This is a genomic window from Gemmatimonadota bacterium (genome assembly GCA_026706845.1).
GTDB lineage: Bacteria > Latescibacterota > UBA2968 > UBA2968 > UBA2968 > VXRD01.
Genome location: JAPOXY010000155.1, coordinates 1 through 15,423 on the forward strand (window position 1 = coordinate 1; position 15,423 = coordinate 15,423).

General features: G+C 47.8%; 15 protein-coding genes and 2 pseudogenes. 4 read left to right on the plus strand and 13 right to left on the minus strand.

Going from position 1 to position 15,423, the window contains the following annotated elements; translation table 11 throughout:
• From OXG87_14695 to OXG87_14725, 7 genes and pseudogenes are all read right to left on the minus strand, one after another.
• Window positions 1-2,146 (minus strand): DEAD/DEAH box helicase family protein (locus OXG87_14695; protein MCY3870796.1); only part of this gene is annotated, 2,146 nt, incomplete at its 3' end.
• 20 nt (window positions 2,147-2,166) lie between these two features.
• Window positions 2,167-2,364, minus strand: coding sequence for a hypothetical protein (locus OXG87_14700; GenBank protein ID MCY3870797.1), 198 nt, complete (start codon window positions 2,362-2,364; stop codon window positions 2,167-2,169).
• Window positions 2,365-2,652: 288 nt separating this feature from the next.
• A pseudogene (locus OXG87_14705) lies at window positions 2,653-2,838 on the minus strand (DUF2283 domain-containing protein).
• Between the two features lie 304 nt (window positions 2,839-3,142).
• Window positions 3,143-3,349 (minus strand): annotated as a pseudogene (locus tag OXG87_14710) (hypothetical protein).
• A 67-nt stretch (window positions 3,350-3,416) separates the two neighbouring features.
• Window positions 3,417-3,668 (minus strand): hypothetical protein, encoded by a 252-nt coding sequence (locus tag OXG87_14715; protein ID MCY3870798.1) that lies wholly within the window; start codon window positions 3,666-3,668, stop codon window positions 3,417-3,419.
• A complete protein-coding gene (locus OXG87_14720; GenBank protein ID MCY3870799.1) occupies window positions 3,661-4,521 on the minus strand; it encodes an ImmA/IrrE family metallo-endopeptidase in 861 nt (286 codons plus the stop codon). The genes OXG87_14715 and OXG87_14720 overlap by 8 nt, the downstream gene beginning before the upstream one ends.
• Before the next feature lie 15 nt (window positions 4,522-4,536).
• Window positions 4,537-4,872 (minus strand): helix-turn-helix transcriptional regulator, encoded by a 336-nt coding sequence (locus OXG87_14725; protein ID MCY3870800.1) that lies wholly within the window; start codon window positions 4,870-4,872, stop codon window positions 4,537-4,539.
• Window positions 4,873-4,989: 117 nt separating this feature from the next.
• On the opposite strand from OXG87_14725, the gene OXG87_14730 reads away from it, so the two are divergent.
• A complete protein-coding gene (locus OXG87_14730) occupies window positions 4,990-5,178 on the plus strand; it encodes a YjzC family protein (protein ID MCY3870801.1) in 189 nt (62 codons plus the stop codon).
• Between the two features lie 30 nt (window positions 5,179-5,208).
• On the plus strand, window positions 5,209-5,469 hold the full coding sequence (locus OXG87_14735; GenBank protein MCY3870802.1) for a hypothetical protein: 261 nt from the start codon (window positions 5,209-5,211) through the stop codon (window positions 5,467-5,469).
• Between the two features lie 64 nt (window positions 5,470-5,533).
• On the opposite strand, the gene OXG87_14740 is transcribed toward OXG87_14735, so the two are convergent.
• Genes OXG87_14740 through OXG87_14755 form a run of 4 tightly spaced genes read right to left on the minus strand, consistent with a single transcriptional unit; the run spans window position 5,534 to window position 10,829 of the window.
• Window positions 5,534-6,454 carry a putative phage abortive infection protein gene (locus OXG87_14740; GenBank protein MCY3870803.1) on the minus strand — a complete coding sequence of 307 codons (921 nt, stop codon included), beginning with the start codon at window positions 6,452-6,454 and terminating at the stop codon, window positions 5,534-5,536.
• Between the two features lie 10 nt (window positions 6,455-6,464).
• Window positions 6,465-7,805, minus strand: coding sequence for a restriction endonuclease subunit S (locus OXG87_14745; GenBank protein ID MCY3870804.1), 1,341 nt, complete (start codon window positions 7,803-7,805; stop codon window positions 6,465-6,467).
• Window positions 7,802-8,815, minus strand: a complete 1,014-nt coding sequence (locus OXG87_14750; GenBank protein ID MCY3870805.1) for a PDDEXK nuclease domain-containing protein — start codon at window positions 8,813-8,815, stop codon at window positions 7,802-7,804. Before OXG87_14750 ends, OXG87_14745 begins: the two co-directional genes overlap by 4 nt.
• Window positions 8,808-10,829 carry a class I SAM-dependent DNA methyltransferase gene (locus OXG87_14755; GenBank protein MCY3870806.1) on the minus strand — a complete coding sequence of 674 codons (2,022 nt, stop codon included), beginning with the start codon at window positions 10,827-10,829 and terminating at the stop codon, window positions 8,808-8,810. Before OXG87_14755 ends, OXG87_14750 begins: the two co-directional genes overlap by 8 nt.
• 171 nt (window positions 10,830-11,000) lie before the next feature.
• On the opposite strand from OXG87_14755, the gene OXG87_14760 reads away from it, so the two are divergent.
• Together OXG87_14760 and OXG87_14765 are read left to right on the plus strand one after the other, a co-directional pair.
• Window positions 11,001-12,410, plus strand: coding sequence for a hypothetical protein (locus tag OXG87_14760; protein ID MCY3870807.1), 1,410 nt, complete (start codon window positions 11,001-11,003; stop codon window positions 12,408-12,410).
• A gap of 98 nt (window positions 12,411-12,508) precedes the next feature.
• Window positions 12,509-13,414, plus strand: a complete 906-nt coding sequence (locus tag OXG87_14765) for a metallophosphoesterase (GenBank protein MCY3870808.1) — start codon at window positions 12,509-12,511, stop codon at window positions 13,412-13,414.
• Between the two features lies 1 nt (window position 13,415).
• Here OXG87_14765 and OXG87_14770 read toward each other — a convergent pair whose 3' ends face one another.
• Complete coding sequence (locus OXG87_14770; protein ID MCY3870809.1) at window positions 13,416-14,201, minus strand: enoyl-CoA hydratase; 786 nt, start codon at window positions 14,199-14,201, stop codon at window positions 13,416-13,418.
• A gap of 20 nt (window positions 14,202-14,221) precedes the next feature.
• Window positions 14,222-15,409 (minus strand): CaiB/BaiF CoA-transferase family protein, encoded by a 1,188-nt coding sequence (locus OXG87_14775; GenBank protein MCY3870810.1) that lies wholly within the window; start codon window positions 15,407-15,409, stop codon window positions 14,222-14,224.
• Between the last annotated feature and the right edge of the window lie 14 nt (window positions 15,410-15,423).

A 15,423-nucleotide genomic window follows, 5' to 3' on the forward strand; every position in this document is an offset into this window, starting at 1 on the left:
TGGCAAAATCCAGCACAAATGTATCCACCTTCCCGCCTGCTGTGCGATTGAGCCGCGACAGAGTCTGAACCGCTTTCAAGTCTGCAAGCCGCTTATCGACGAACATCGTATGCAAAAGAGGTTGATCAAAACCGGTCTGATATTTCTCCGCAACAATCAATATCTGATATTCGGGCGTAGCAAAATGGGCGGGCAATTCTCGTTCACTGATGCCGTTCATACTCGCCTCTGTGTACTGCATATCCTCGACATCTGGATCGAAAACAGTTCCAGAAAACGCCACAAGTGTTTTAAGATCGGTATATCCTCTCGCCGCAATATATTTGTCAAAAGCCTGTTTGTAGCGCACCGCATGTAACCGCGAGCGCGTAACAACCATCGCTTTCGCATTGCCATTGATCTTCTTGCGGGTAAAAGCCCGAAAATGCTCAACCATAATTTCCGTCTTCTGTGCGATATTGTGCGGATGCAAACTCATAAACCGCGCAATAGCCCGCTTCGCCTTGCTCTCATCCACCTCGGGATCGTCTTCAATCGCTTTGGACAATTTGTAATACGTCCTGTACGTAGTGTAATGCTTAAGCACATCGTGGATAAAACCCTCTTCAATACCCTGACGCATAGCGTAAAGATGGAACGGCTGCGGATTGCCCTCTGCATCGCGCACGCCAAACATTTCGAGCGTACGGTGTTTAGGCGTAGCCGTAAAAGCGTAGAAATTGATATTCGGCTGTGGTCCCCGGCGTTTGGCCTCCGCAAGAATCAAATCTTCCATATCGGGCGGATCTTCTCCCTCAGCCTCCTCAGCCTCTGCTTGCTCAAGCCCACCCAACACACCGCGCAAATTACTCGCACTTCGCCCACCCTGACTGCTATGAGCCTCATCCACAATCACCGCGAATGTCCTATCTGACAGATCTTCCACCTTGCCCATCAAAAAAGAGAATTTTTGCAGGGTCGTAATGATGATCTTCGTCCCCTTATTGAGTTCATCAGCCAGATCACTCGAATTGCGGTCCTCATCAATTTTGACAACCACGCCCTGCTTGTGTTCGATCTGATAAATATTATCCTGCAACTGCTTGTCCAGATTACGCCTGTCGGAAACAACCACAACCGAATTGAAAATAGGCGCGTCCTCATCATCGTGGATACTGGCAAGCTGATGAGCGAGCCATGAAATGGTATTGGTCTTACCCGATCCAGCACTGTGCTGAATCAGATAATTGTGGCCCATACCTTTGGCTCTGGTACCTGCGATCAGATTGCGAACAGCGGTAAGCTGGTGATAGCGGGGAAAAATGAGCGCTTCTTTAGTAGTGGTTTTGCGCGTGGTGACGTCGGTACTTTTTTCCACATGAAGGTGGATAAATCTGTGGATAATATCCAGCCAACTATCGCGCTGCCAGATTTCTTCCCAGAGATAACCGGTTTTGTATCCCGTCTCATACTGGTGATCGTCTGGATTGCCCTTGCCACCTTTGTTACCCGTGTTAAAAGGCAGGAAGAAAGTCTTATCACCCGAAAGCCGCGTCGTCATATACACGTCATCGGTATCAACGGCAAAATGCACGAGAGCGCGTTTTTTGAACTGGATAAGGGGTGTTCTAACGGTAGGAACGCGGTCCTTGATATATTGCTGAATAGCGTGACCCGTACGCTGTCCAGTGAAAGCGTTTTTGAGTTCAACCGTAGCAATGGGCAGACCATTGAGCGACAAGAGCATATCTATCGAATTATTGCTATCCAGATCATAACGCACCTGTCGCGTCACCGTGAGGCGATTCTGATTATAGCGTTTTTCCGTTTCGACATTCAGACGGGTCGGAGGGCGAAAATACGCCAGACGCAGATGTTGCCCCCGGTCGCGCACGCCATTTCGCACCACATCGAGTAACCCGCGCTTATCGCACTCAGAGGCAATCCGCTTGACAACCGCCTCCTCCAACGCGCTGCCATAATTCCTCTTGAGCGCGTCCATTGTATCGAACTGCGTCTCATTGAGAAACGCGAGCAACGTGTGTTTGTCCAGACCGAGTGCAGAATCGAACAGCCGATTATCGGCTTTGGCATATCCAGCGTGATCTACCAGCCACGCTTCAATCGCGTCCTCAAAGTCTTTTTCAGATGTGGGTTTGCGTGTCATTGTGAGAGATCAGGAAATATTCAACTTTTCAGCGACCTATAGTAATTATAGGCATCCTCTCCAGTAAGACGTTCTTCATCCTGTACTTCATTTATCAATTGTGCGAGACCATGATTTTCAATTGCTTCTTCCAAACGCTCAAATTCCGACAGCGGAATCTGTACCGCTATCGGAACCTGATTTTCGTCAAGGACGTAATACTTGTGAATTTTCAAAATTTCTATCTCCTATGACTATTCCACAATATCCAAAAGAAGCTGAAAATATGCTCTTGCCTCTGCCGGAACCTCCTCGACCCAGGTGTCAAGAAATATGTCATAAGAGTCATTAATTTCTTCTGGCTCACCCGAGACCGAGAATAATACCTCAACAAAGACATCTTCAGATTCATCATCTTCTTGAAGGCTGAATTCTATACCCTCTAAATTTGGGAAATGGCTCTCAAGAAGCCCGGGTATCTTTGAATACCACTCTGCTATGCCTCTATCCCGACAAAAAGTCTCCAAATCAGCGATTGAATCTCGAATGAAGTCACTGGCATTGAGAATTTCAATGCCAATGATCTCACCCTTATCGTTGTATTCTGCTGTGATATTGGGACTGAGTTCAATACTACCGTTTTCCGGTTCATCAGAAATCGCCAGGTATAAGATGTCTTCTGGCTCAAAGTATCTCATCTTCATCTCACTCATTTCTCTTGCCTAACTCTGGAGCGTAGTACTGGATCTAAAATCATAATAATCTAAAATCCGATCAGTCAGAATCCGAAACGAAAAAGAAATTAATTGCCTTAAAGACATCTTGATCTAATTGCTTCATAATCAATGTGTAGAAATCAAACTCCGTCTCCACCATCAGGTCGTCCTGATCTTCTGGCACAGCTACGACAATGAGATTTTCAGCAGTATCAATGGAGATTTCCACATTCCAATTCAACTCGGAAGCAGCAGCCTCGACAACAGAGCGCACTTGACCCCAAGCGATGCGAACAGGCGCAGGATGTAGATGTGACCACGCGGCGTCTTCCTCTGAACGATCCCAGTCTTCGGCAAGTGCGGCCTCACTTAACAATGCCGTTTCTGGAATCTCTCGCTCATCATCGAGAATCGTCACATAAGCCCGTCGTGGTTTTGACAACTGGATAGGCTGTAATAACTGCACATTGCCCTGTTCATCAATCGTAGCTTCAATGGTTTGTTGCATTTGTCACGCCTTCACGGAGTATATCAGTTGAGAAGTCCTTATCCTGTATAAATTCTGCATCCGAACATCAATTTTCTGTTGGCAATATCTCATCTCCACTGTGCGGTGGCTCATCGCCAGCCGTCCCCAGAATACGATCAAACGTCTCCAAGTCAGCGCGTGTGGCGCGTTCTTGAAAGTAGCGAGCCGTCCGCAAAGCAGCCAACTTCTCCGCTACAGCCACGTTAATAAACTGGTTGAGCGTTGTGCCCTCTTCCTCCGCCACTTTTTCCGCCTCGGCTTTAAGCGAGGTGAGCAGTCGCAGGTTGTAATTACTCATGGTAGCCATAATCAAAAAAATTTAAGTCGTTATCATCTGTAAGTGATTCTTCAGAAAATAGAACAGTCAAGGTCTTTCCATATCCTCCCAGTCCAATCACATCTTCATTGACTTCCTCCGACTGTGCTCCTGGAAACCAGGCATCCAAGTAGGAGCTACTTTCCTCTTTTGCACCCGATAGAATGTTGTTTTGATCTTCATTGAATGCAGAGGTTTGGCTTTGTGGAGGTATGCCTTCCCCTTTTCTCAGCCACGATGCTCCTTGAATTTTTGTTTTCATCGTGTCAGACATAAACGAGTACTCAACTCTATTATTCGAACTTACGATGAGAGCAACGGGATAGTCTGCAAAGGTCGCATATCGGATGGCAGTAGCAGTAATTGATGTTTTACATTTTTCGGAAAGTGCTTCAATTGCATAAAATCCCGGAATTGTCTCTTGACCCAGTGCTACTCCAAATAAATGTCGAGGCATGAGTAGCGCTGCGGCAAAGTGGTCGGCCTCAAGCTCGTGAATCACACTGTCTGTAAATCCGTTGTGAGAGTGATGAATACCATCGCCTTCTGGAAATAAAAGTTCCGGATGGCCTGGTAAGAAATAGTGCCCTAATTCATGTGCCACAGTGAACCGAATAAACCCGTCATTGTTGAATTTAGATGAATAAAGAATGCCGAAAACATCTCCTTGTTTTACCAAGCAACCCGAAAATCCCTGTATTTCTCCACGCTGACATTGGATTGCATATTGCTCGGCAATCTCAATAGGGTTGATAGGAAGAGATACTATACCAAGCTGTGTCACCAAATTTTCAGCATGGGCTTCTGCTTGCAATAATCGGTGTCTTTGATTCACACGTTACTCCTACCACTACGATCTCTTTTTGTTGGCAAGAAATGCTGCGAACTCAGCTAATTGCTGACGGTCTTCATCTGCCATTTCTTGAGCATTTCTAAAAATACTTTGTAAGGTCGGACCAGACGTTGTTGGATCAATATCACGACCTATCAGAAAGTCAGTAGTGACCTCAAGGGTGTCTGCCAAACGCTTTAAGTTATCAAAGGATGGTGCCCGCCTACCCGTCTCAAAATGTGAGACTGCGGATGGCTGAAGTCCAGCTCTTTTTGCAAGTTCAGCCTGACTTAATCCTTTGATTTCTCGTATCTTTTTCAGGTTATCGGAAAAAACAGATGTAGGAGTTGACATAGCGGCCCCAATCCTTTATATTCTTTATATATACGAATCGTCTATATTTTCAGTTACGTATCGTCTGAAAGAAATGTGATGAGAATTTAAATGTCAAGCCGAAAGGAAGGTGATTATATGAGCAAGCACCATCGCCCGGGTCAAAAGGCTCCTGCCTCTGGCCAATATGAGATCATTGGTCCACGCGGAGGTCGAACTGGTAAGGAAAGAACTGTCGTGAAGGGAGAACCTCTGCCCCCAACACCCAAAAGAAATCAAGGTTATCGTATCGTTGACCGCACAAAAAATAAAAGTGGGCGCGGTTAATTATTATAACCCATAGCAAGGAGTAGAACCATGAAATTTCAAGGTGCTGTAATTAGAGAGCAAGGCGTCACGTTTGCCATTGTCATCGTCAAAAAGCATGTCTTGGACAACTCTCATTCTGCTCAAAATACGATTCAGTCCTTTGCTCCTGTTTTTTCTGGTTGCCCAGTAGTGCTTATGGCTCAGGATCATCAAGGTCGTGCATCTTATTATGGTCGCCGAGATATTGTGGACTTTATGGCTAATGTTCCACTATCGGCTATTCCCTGGAAAGAATATACACTAAATTGACCGATTTCTACAAAAGTATCCATCTTCGCCGTCTCTCTGTCAAAGCAGACGGCGATTTTATTTTTTATGTAGATTCGCCATAAGCATTTGAATCATAGAGCTTTTTATGTTCTGGATCCATAAGCGTTTCAAAACGCATATCCTCAAGAAGGGCGTATTTCTCAACTAAATCCCTGAACTTGGCTCCCCGTTTACTCAGACAATTGTAGAAGAGAAGACCCAATTCATCGCTTGACAGTTGCGCGCGGATGAAATTGGTGTAGCGTTTCTTTTCTTTGAATTTTTTGGGGAAATCCTTTTGATCATCAACAAATTTGACAACATTGTACAAATGCCGAAAGTAATGACCAACATGCGATTGATATTTAGCAAAGAATTTTTCGTATGTCTTGTCTATATATACAAGTGAGTGAGAGTCGTCATTATCCTCTATATCCTGAGATTTTTCCTTATTCTCTTCGTTTTCCTGATCTCCGTTATCTTCCTGATCTCGATCATAGAAACCCTTAAATCTTGTGAGTAAATTCTCAAAACAGGCACGTCCCTGATACTCTCCCAGACTCGTAACTCGCGGGACATCTCCAATCTTTCTACTCCGCACCGTCCCCTTCGACATAATCAATGAACTAACAATATCATTATGCAGGCCAAGAAGTTGAAAGAATGAGCTCTCAAAATTCTGCTTCTGAAGTGTTTCCTTTTGTCCCGTGATTTCAGCCCGTGTGTCCTTTAATTCTTGCCGTTGGAGTCCAAGTTCTAGCCATTGGAGAATTATTGCAAAAATGACACCTGCAAAAGCCAAGCCAGCAAATAGAGCATTAATGGCTTCAAACCTATCTCCAAATTGCGTCTCCTTATCTATTTCAAAAAAATAGGAGAGCCAGTCAAAAGGCATATACCTCCAAAGGATGCTCACCACTAATAATGAGATAAAAAATAAGAGGCACCAAAGAATCTTCTTAAGCCAGTCTGGAATTTTATCCATATTATTTCCTTTAGCCTACATTCCGCACATCAATCTTTCCCGTCACCGCAGCGGAGATCAGCGCGGTTCGGCGTTCTTTGAGTAGCTCAATCGCCGTTTCACATTTTTCAATGAGGGTATCGATCTTCGCCGTTTCTTTGTCGAGATATGCGATGATTCGATTTTGTTCCTGTTTTGGAGGAATACACAAGGAGAAGTTATTGTATTTTTCCGCGCTGACATTTTGAATCGTTGCTTGGATCAGGGTGCTGCTGATCCAGTTCCAATAATAATCACTTTCTGTATAAAGATAGAACCAATGGGGAGAGGCTTTTGAAATATCAATACTTGCTTTGATCAAGTACCCAGCAAAACAACATTCGCCCCAATCGCTCGAATAAATGAAACTTTTACCTACAGTTGCTCCGCTCCGTGCTAATAATACGTCTCCTTCCCGAAGCATATAGGGTTTTGCCAAATGCCAGGGTAACGACCTGAACGTATCTTCTCTCAAAGTGCCATTGTTTCTTATGTCCGTTATCCTAACAAAACGCGGTTGGTCCCTATCGTCGTCTATTGCCGCCTCATTAGCACCGTACATCAAAGGTTTGGTTACGACGTGTTTGAGTTTCTTCACCTCCCAATGCGCTGGCATCTTCCCCAACCATTCAATACCACTGTCTTTCATCTTCACATTCGGGTTCAATCCTCTGGTAACGGCATGTGAAATGATCGCCTGCCGCTTTTCCTGAAGCAGCGTGATCAATTGCTCTTGCTTGTCAATGAGGGTGTCGATCTTCGTCGTTTCTTTGTCGAGGAATGCAGCGATTTGCTTTTGTTCTTCGAGTGGAGGAAACGGGAGTATGAAATTACTGATGGCATAAGTTCCAAGTCCATATCGCGTTATGCCATTGGCTCGGGTGGCGAAGGCACTTCTCGCATACTGGGTATCCATAACCCGCTTCAAATATCCGCCGCATGTCCCTTTCTCAGGTCTTAGCAAGGCCAGATGATAGCCGCAGACTACACCATCCAAATCCTGTGGAACATAAGCTGGAACAGCAATGTCATTGGGGTCCTCAGAATCCTTTGTGATTATGGTATCCCCTCTTTTCAAAGTAAACTTTTTGATCTGAACATCGGACGCAGTCGCCTTCATAAAAGGCAAATCGGCTGTGATCTCTTCGTTGTAATACACATCGGTATAGTTACAAAGCTGCACCTCCTTTTCATCCTTTTTGCTCTTCTTATCTACGTTACTCGGCTGAACCCTCGCAACAAACTTCAATTTTTGGGTCGTCCACCCAGCAGGGATTTCTCCCAGCCACTCAACCCCACTCTCCTTATATGTCTCATACTTCCGAAAGCTCATGTGTCGTTCTCCTCGGCGGACTCGCATTGCAAATAAAACTCTTGCAACTTAGCCTGTAGCAGTTTCTTGTCCGGTAACTGCCTATGATATTCGGCAATCAATGCGGGCGAAAGCGTGCGGCTAAGCGCGTACTCGACAACTTCCACGTCTTTGCTCGCACATAGCAAAACACCGATAGCTGGTTGTTCGTGAGGCTTCTTCACATCGCGGTCCAAAGCCTCTAGATAAAAATTTAGCTTGCCCAAATACTCCGGCTCAAACCGCCCCACCTTCAGTTCAAACGCGACCAAACAATTAAGCTCGCGATGGAAAAAGAGCAGGTCGAGTGCAAAATCGCGACCACCAACCTGAAGAGGAAACTCCGCACCTACAAAACAAAAATCCCGACCCAATTCGATCAGAAAATTTTGCAACTTTGCAATGAGTGCCCGCTGTAAATCAGACTCTGCGTGATCACCGGGCAAATCGAGAAACTCCAGCAAATAGACATCTTTAAGTACTTCCTGAGCTTCTGGATGTAATTGTCTCAGCACTGCTGAGACTTTTGGCGGATTGAGGACAGTCCGCTCAAACAACCCACCCTGAAATTGACGTTCAAGCTCACGGCTAGACCATCTTTCGCGGATCGCTACTTTCAGATAAAACTCGCGTTCTTCTGGGGTTTTGCTCTGCGACATGATGATAAGGTTGTGCGTCCATGGCAATTGTCGCACCAGTGGTGAGACTTTTTCATCATCCCGATAGGTTGCGTAAAATTGCCGCATCCGAAACAGATTCGCCCTTGTAAATCCACGCAAACCAGGCTGCGTCGTTTTGAGATAATTCGCCAATTGATTGACGACACCCTCGCCCCACGCCGCAGACGCCAATTTGTTATGGATATATTCCCCAACCTGCCAGTACAGTTCGACCAGCATTGTATTGACCGCCGAGTACGCACGCTGTTTTGCTATGGCAATCATCTGGACGACTTCATCGAAGTCTCGACTGTGAATCACGTTATCACCCATTCAAAATCCCTCCAACCGTTTCAACAATACCATCCGTCACACCTTCAATCATTTCAACAATAACATCCGTCACACCTATCAAATCCGCACCAATTTCATCTAACGGGCGGGGCGGTTTGAACGTATAGAAATACCGGTTAAAGGGAATCTCGTAACCCACTTTTGTCTTGCTGTAATCTATCCAGGCATCGGGCACATGAGGCTGAATCTCACGTTCAAAATACTCGTCAATATCCTCTCGCAACGGCACATTTTCATAATCGCGCAAATCGGGATCGGGTTCTGGTTCTCCCTTGCGATTGGTACAAACATCAGCGGTCTCATCATACTCGCTCAAGGATTGATAGATCAACTTCAATTGAGCCGCAGTAATATTCACTTGCGCCCCTGTAAAAGCATCCGTAAGAAGGCGAATAAACTCATCGCGGTTTTTGTATTTGTAATCACCCTCAAGTGTACCCAGAACCTCAATAATGCGTTGTTGCAGTTCTTGCGACAAACGGGTAAAGCTCCTCGCCGACTTGAGAATCTCAATGCGATCTTCACACACCTGAAAATTGCGCTTGAGCGGGCGTTCAACGGTAATGCGTTGATACCCGAAATCAACATTGTCAAAAATCTTCACCCGGTCCTGCACATCCTCAAAATCACCAAAAAGTTGCGTAATCTCCGCGATCTGTTGATCGGAAATCTCCTTGCGCTTGCTACCCAGGCTCTGGATCATTGCAACGTGAAAATCTGTGGCATTGATCAATTGCACTTTACCCTTGCGTTGCGGCGTCTTCTGATTAGTAATAATCCAGATATACGTCGCAATGCCCGTATTGTAAAACATATCTGTAGGCAGGGCTATAATCGCTTCCAAATAATCATTCTCAATAATCCAGCGACGGATCTCGCTCTCCCCACTACCCGCGCTGCCCGTAAAAAGAGGCGACCCATTGAGCACAACAGCCAGACGGGACAAATCGTCATTCTGATTAAACTTTGAAATCATGTGCTGCACAAAAAGCAAAGAACCATCGCTAACACGCGGAAGCCCTGCGCCAAAGCGTCCCTTATACCCCAGGAGATTGGCTTCGTCCTTAACCTCGGATTCAACCTTCTTCCACTCAACCCCAAACGGCGGATTGGACAACAAATAGTCAAATTTCTCATCGGGAAGGCCATCCTCTGTAAAACTATTACCAGGATGAATATTTTTCGCATCTTGCCCCTTAATCATCATATCTGACTTACAAGTCGCATAACTCTCATCATTCAGTTCCTGCCCGTACACAATCAAACTGGCTTCTGGATTGAGTTCTCTGAGATAATCCTCCGCAATAGAAAGCATCCCTCCCGTGCCACACGCCGGATCGTACAACTTGCGAATAATACCCCGTTGGGTAAGCGCGGCCTCATCCTCTAAAAAAAGAAGATTGACCATCAACCGGATAACTTCACGAGGCGTAAAATGCTCGCCAGCCGTCTCATTGCTCTGTTCGGAAAACCTGCGGATGAGTTCTTCAAAAATATATCCCATCTGCAGATTGGAAACGCGATCCGGATGTAAATCCGCCTGTGCAAAACGGCTGACAATCAGATAGAGCAAATTATCCCGGTCGAGCCGCGCAACCTGTTCGGGCAGATTAAAACGATCGATAAAAATATCACGCGCATCATACGAAAACCCGTTAATCATATTATTCAAATTAGCAGCAATATTGTCGGGATCGTCCAGCAGTCTCTCAAAGGTAAACGGACTTGTATTGTGAAAATTGTTTCCACTCGCCATATTGAGCATTGTCTCGCGCATCGTATCGTCAATATTCTCAGGCAGACTTTCCAATTGCGCCTGCACAGCGTCTTTCGTGGGCACCAACACGCAATCGAGCCGTCGCAAAACCGTGAACGGCAGCACCACCTTCCCGTACTCCGATTGCTTGTAATTGCCCCGCAGAAGTTCGGCAATAGACCAGATAAAACCGATATGTTCACCAAAATCCGCACGGGTACTCAAATTATTTGTCATGGATACCCCTTGTATTTATTATAGGCGACCCAACATCACTGGATCGCGGCTCAACACCATGCCGCGATGACGGCGGCGCGGCTATGCCCTGTCAACCAATATAAAAAACTCTATACTTCTTTATCCCACAATATTAAAATGATCCTATAATAAAAATCAGGAGACAATATCATGGCATCAGACATCAACTACGCAAGCTGGCCCCGGCATGTGGCACGTCACATCGATGTGGGTGACCAGAAGCAGCTCTTTCTGGACGACGGGTTTCTGGTAGAACGCGCCGAAGGGATTCGCTATGTCATGCACCAGCCAGTCAAACATTCGCAGAACCCACTGCTCGTACCCGACACGCCCTGGGAACTGCAAGTACAACTCTACGGCTCCGTCCTGTGGGACGAAGAAGCCCAAACCCACAAAATGTGGTACACAAACCGAACTTACAAATACGGCAAAGACAGCGCAGTACTCATGGCTTATGCCACCTCTGAAGACGGGCTCAAATGGACAAAACCTACCCTCAACATCCTGCCCCATGACGGATCTGCCAAAAACAACTTGCTACTGGACCCCGGACCCGGCGGAAGCGGCGGCGTATGCGTCTTAAAAACACCCGAAGAGCAGGATCCCACCAAAAAATACAAAATGCTCTACAAAACCATCGAAGAAGGCGGCGGCCTAAAAGTCGCATTCTCGCCGGACGGCGTCCACTGGACAAAACATCCCAAAACCGTCTTACCCGGCGTCTTTGACACATTCAACGTCGCGGTCCAGGACAGCGACAAATACGTCGCGTACGTACGCATAAACCAGAGACCGCGGAAGCGGCACCGCGCATTGGGACGCATCGAATCCGAAGACTTCATCCACTGGACCACACCGACAATCGTCCTGAAACCAGATGAGCGCGACCCCGAAGACACAGACATATACACATCCGCTGCATTTAAGTACCCGCAAGCGGATTATGCCTATATTATGATGCCCAGCCTTTTTGATTGGCGAACGGGAAAACTTCAGGTACAATTGGCCACGAGTCGGGACAATGCAAATTGGAATCGAGCGGGGAACCGCGAGATCTTCATCCCGCTGGGAGATCCAGACAGTTATGAATCGGAAGAAATCATGGTCGGCGCGCCATCAGTCGTAAAAGATCAGATCCGCATCTACTACCACGGCAGCAACCGGCCACACTGGAACGGGATGGGACGTCCGTTTGAAGAAAAAAGCGGCATTGGTCTGGCAACACTGCGCCTGGATGGATTCATCTCGATTGACGCAGGCGAAAAACCGAGCGGCGGCACAATCACAACCGTACCCATACAATTCTCGGGCACCCACCTGGAAATAAACGCAGATGCAACCTGGGGAGAAATACGCGTCGAAATTTTGGATGATACCAATGAAGTAATCGAAGGATTTGATCGCCTATCGTGTCAACCCGTAATCGGCGATTCCGTGCGCCATCGCGTCTCATGGTCGGGCGGCGATGTACGCACCTTAATCGGAACAACCGTAAAACTGCGATTTCATATCCTCTGCGCCCGGCTGTACGCCTTTCAATTTAGCACAGATATTACGTAACAACCCTGAATAGACTGGATTGCGGCTAAAACCCTGCCGCAATGACAACCAAAACCTTCGAGTTAATAGTTGACAGACCCCTAACCCAAGGAGACCCCATGCCTTCACACTTTGTCTTTGTCACAGACAGCCATCACCACGCCGCTGCCGAAAAAGACTTCGGCGCGCCAAAAATGCTGACGCGCAGCCATGAAATACACCGTGCAATGGTACCCGCCATCAACGCCTGCAAAGCGGACTTCATCGTACACGGCGGCGATGTGGTCTGCGGAGGTGGCGCATTTGAAATGCCCTATGATATCTACTTGCAAACCATAGATGAAGCCAAAAACGCATTTGACGGCCTTCACGCGCCCACATACTACGTCCCGGGCAATCACGATTGCGATGCCCAGGAAGGGAGTTTTGAGGCTTTTGCCAGACAATTTCCAATCCCCGAAACCCTGGACATTGTCGAAGCCGCGCCGCGCCTGCGCCTGGCACTCGCCAACGTGTATCCCGTCAGCCCACTGGAAGACAGTTTGGGCACCTGGACAGAAGCACACGACCGCATCTTGCGCGAAGCCGCCGCAAAAGCTCATAATGACCGCTGCGCCCTCATCCTGTTCATTCACCCCTGGGTCTTCCCCCAATACGAAGCACAGGCCGACTTTGTACCGGGTGGCATTGTCACCAACGCCGAGCAACTCATGGAAGCCGTAAAAGACCTGCCCGCTGTCGTAGCCATCTTCACCGGACACAGACACATCAATCGCATCCGCATGTATCGCGACTTCCTCATCGTTGACACCGCCTGCCTGATTGGTTTCCCCTTGGGCTTCCGCGAAATCTGGCTCACAGAAGACGGCTATTTCAAAACGCGCTTCCGCACACTGGACCTGCCCGACCTGATGCAGGCTTCCTTTGACCGCTCCCCCATACAAACAAATCAAATGTGGCAAGGTGAAATCCACGACCGCGACACAGAAATTTTGATCCCGCGACTAAAAGCCCTCTGGGGATAAACTATCGCCCCTGAAAATCCGGCTTGCGCTTCTCCATAAATGCTGCGCGGCCCTCTTTGTAATCCTCGCTCGCAAAACACGCATCGATAACCCGCTGGCACAAATCGAGATCGCGCTGATCTGCATCTTTGCCAATCTCTGCAATAATCTGCTTGGTCGCGCTAATCGTAAGCGGCGCATTACCCGCAATGGTCTCGGCATAATCATCCACATAAGCGTCTAACTCATCCCGAGACAAAACCCGGTTAATCAGACCCATGTGATACGCCTCAGAAGCATTGAACCGACGCGCCGTAAACAAAATCTCGCACGCATTGGCAGGACCCACCAGCCCCACAAGCGGTTTGAGCGCACCGTACCCATATCCCAGGCCCAGCTTTGCAGCGGGAATGGCAAAAGACGAATCATCGGACGCAATCCGCAAATCGCAACACAGCGCAGTCGCAAGCCCCCCGCCAATACAATACCCCGCAATTTTTGCAATCGTGGGTTTGAGCACCTGCGCGAGCTTCTCATAAGCGCGTCCCATAGTCGCGTTATACACCTCCACCGCATCTGCCGTCCCGCGTTGCGCTTCAAATTGCGAAATATCTGCCCCCGCAGAAAACGCCCTGCCGCCCTCGCCCGAAAGCACAATAACGCGAACAGCATCATCCGATTCAAAATCGTCAATAGCCCGCGCCATACCCTGCCACATCTCATAAGAAATGGCATTGTGTTTCTCTGGCTGATTCAGGCGAATATGTCCAACACCACCATCTTTCTGCACAATAATTTTATCTGACATTGAACTCCCCACAGAGAACATCAAACGACATTCCCCTCTTTCATAGCCGCAATTTCATCTTCCGAAAACCCAAACTCACTCAAAATCTCATCCGTATGCTCACCCCGTTCGGGCGACGCCCTGTAGGGCAGATCTGGCGCATTGCTCAAATTAGTCGCATTCCTCACCACATCACAATCCCCCATAACGCGGTTAGTCACAGAACGCGACATCTTCAAGTGCATAACCTGCGGATCAGACCACATCTCATCCATCTTATAAATTGGCCCACACGGCACACCCGCGGCATTCAGCGCATCAATCCAATAGGCACTATCTCGCCCTAAAAAATACTTTTGCAAATGCTCATTCAGCACATCCCGATTGGTCAACCGCACTCCGCCATTGGAAAACCTCTCATCCCTGTACAAATCCCCAGCGCCCAGCACATCGCACAGACGCTGCCACATAAGCTCCCCGCTACAGGCAATATTGATATACCCATCGCGGGTTTGAAACACCCCCGTCGGAATACTCGTGGGATGATTATTACCCGCCTGCTCGGGCACCTCATTTGCAATCAACCACCGCGCCGCCTGAAAATCCAGCATCGCAATCTGAGCTTCCAGCAATGACGTATGCACCCACTGCCCCTCCCCGGTCTCCTCGCGCTGAAGCAAAGCAGTGAGAATACCAATAGCGGTGTACAAACCAGAAGCGAGATCTGCAATCGGCACCCCAACGCGCACCGGACCCTGCCCAGGCAAACCCGTAATCCACATTAACCCCCCCATACCCTGTGCAATCTGATCAAAACCCGGGCGCAATCTATATGGTCCCTCCTGCCCAAATCCCGAAATACTCGCGTACACAATACCCGGATTCTCTCTCTTACACCTCTCATACCCAATATCGAGGCGATCTTTAACATCGGGCCGAAAATTCTCCACAACCACATCTGCGCGCTTAACCATGCGGAAAAACGCCTCGCGACCCACATCGGCTTTGAGATTCAAAGTCATCCCGCGTTTATTCCTGTGCAAATTCTGAAAATCCGGCCCGTGACGCGGTCCCCCCATGGTCTTCGCCTCGTCAATACTTTCAGGCGGCTCAATTTTAATAATATTCGCCCCCCAATCCGCGAGCTGACGCACAGCAGTGGGACCCGCGCGCACGCGGGTCAAATCGAGCACAGTAAAACGGGCGAGAGGTGCATGTCCATTTTTCATAACACAAGTAACTC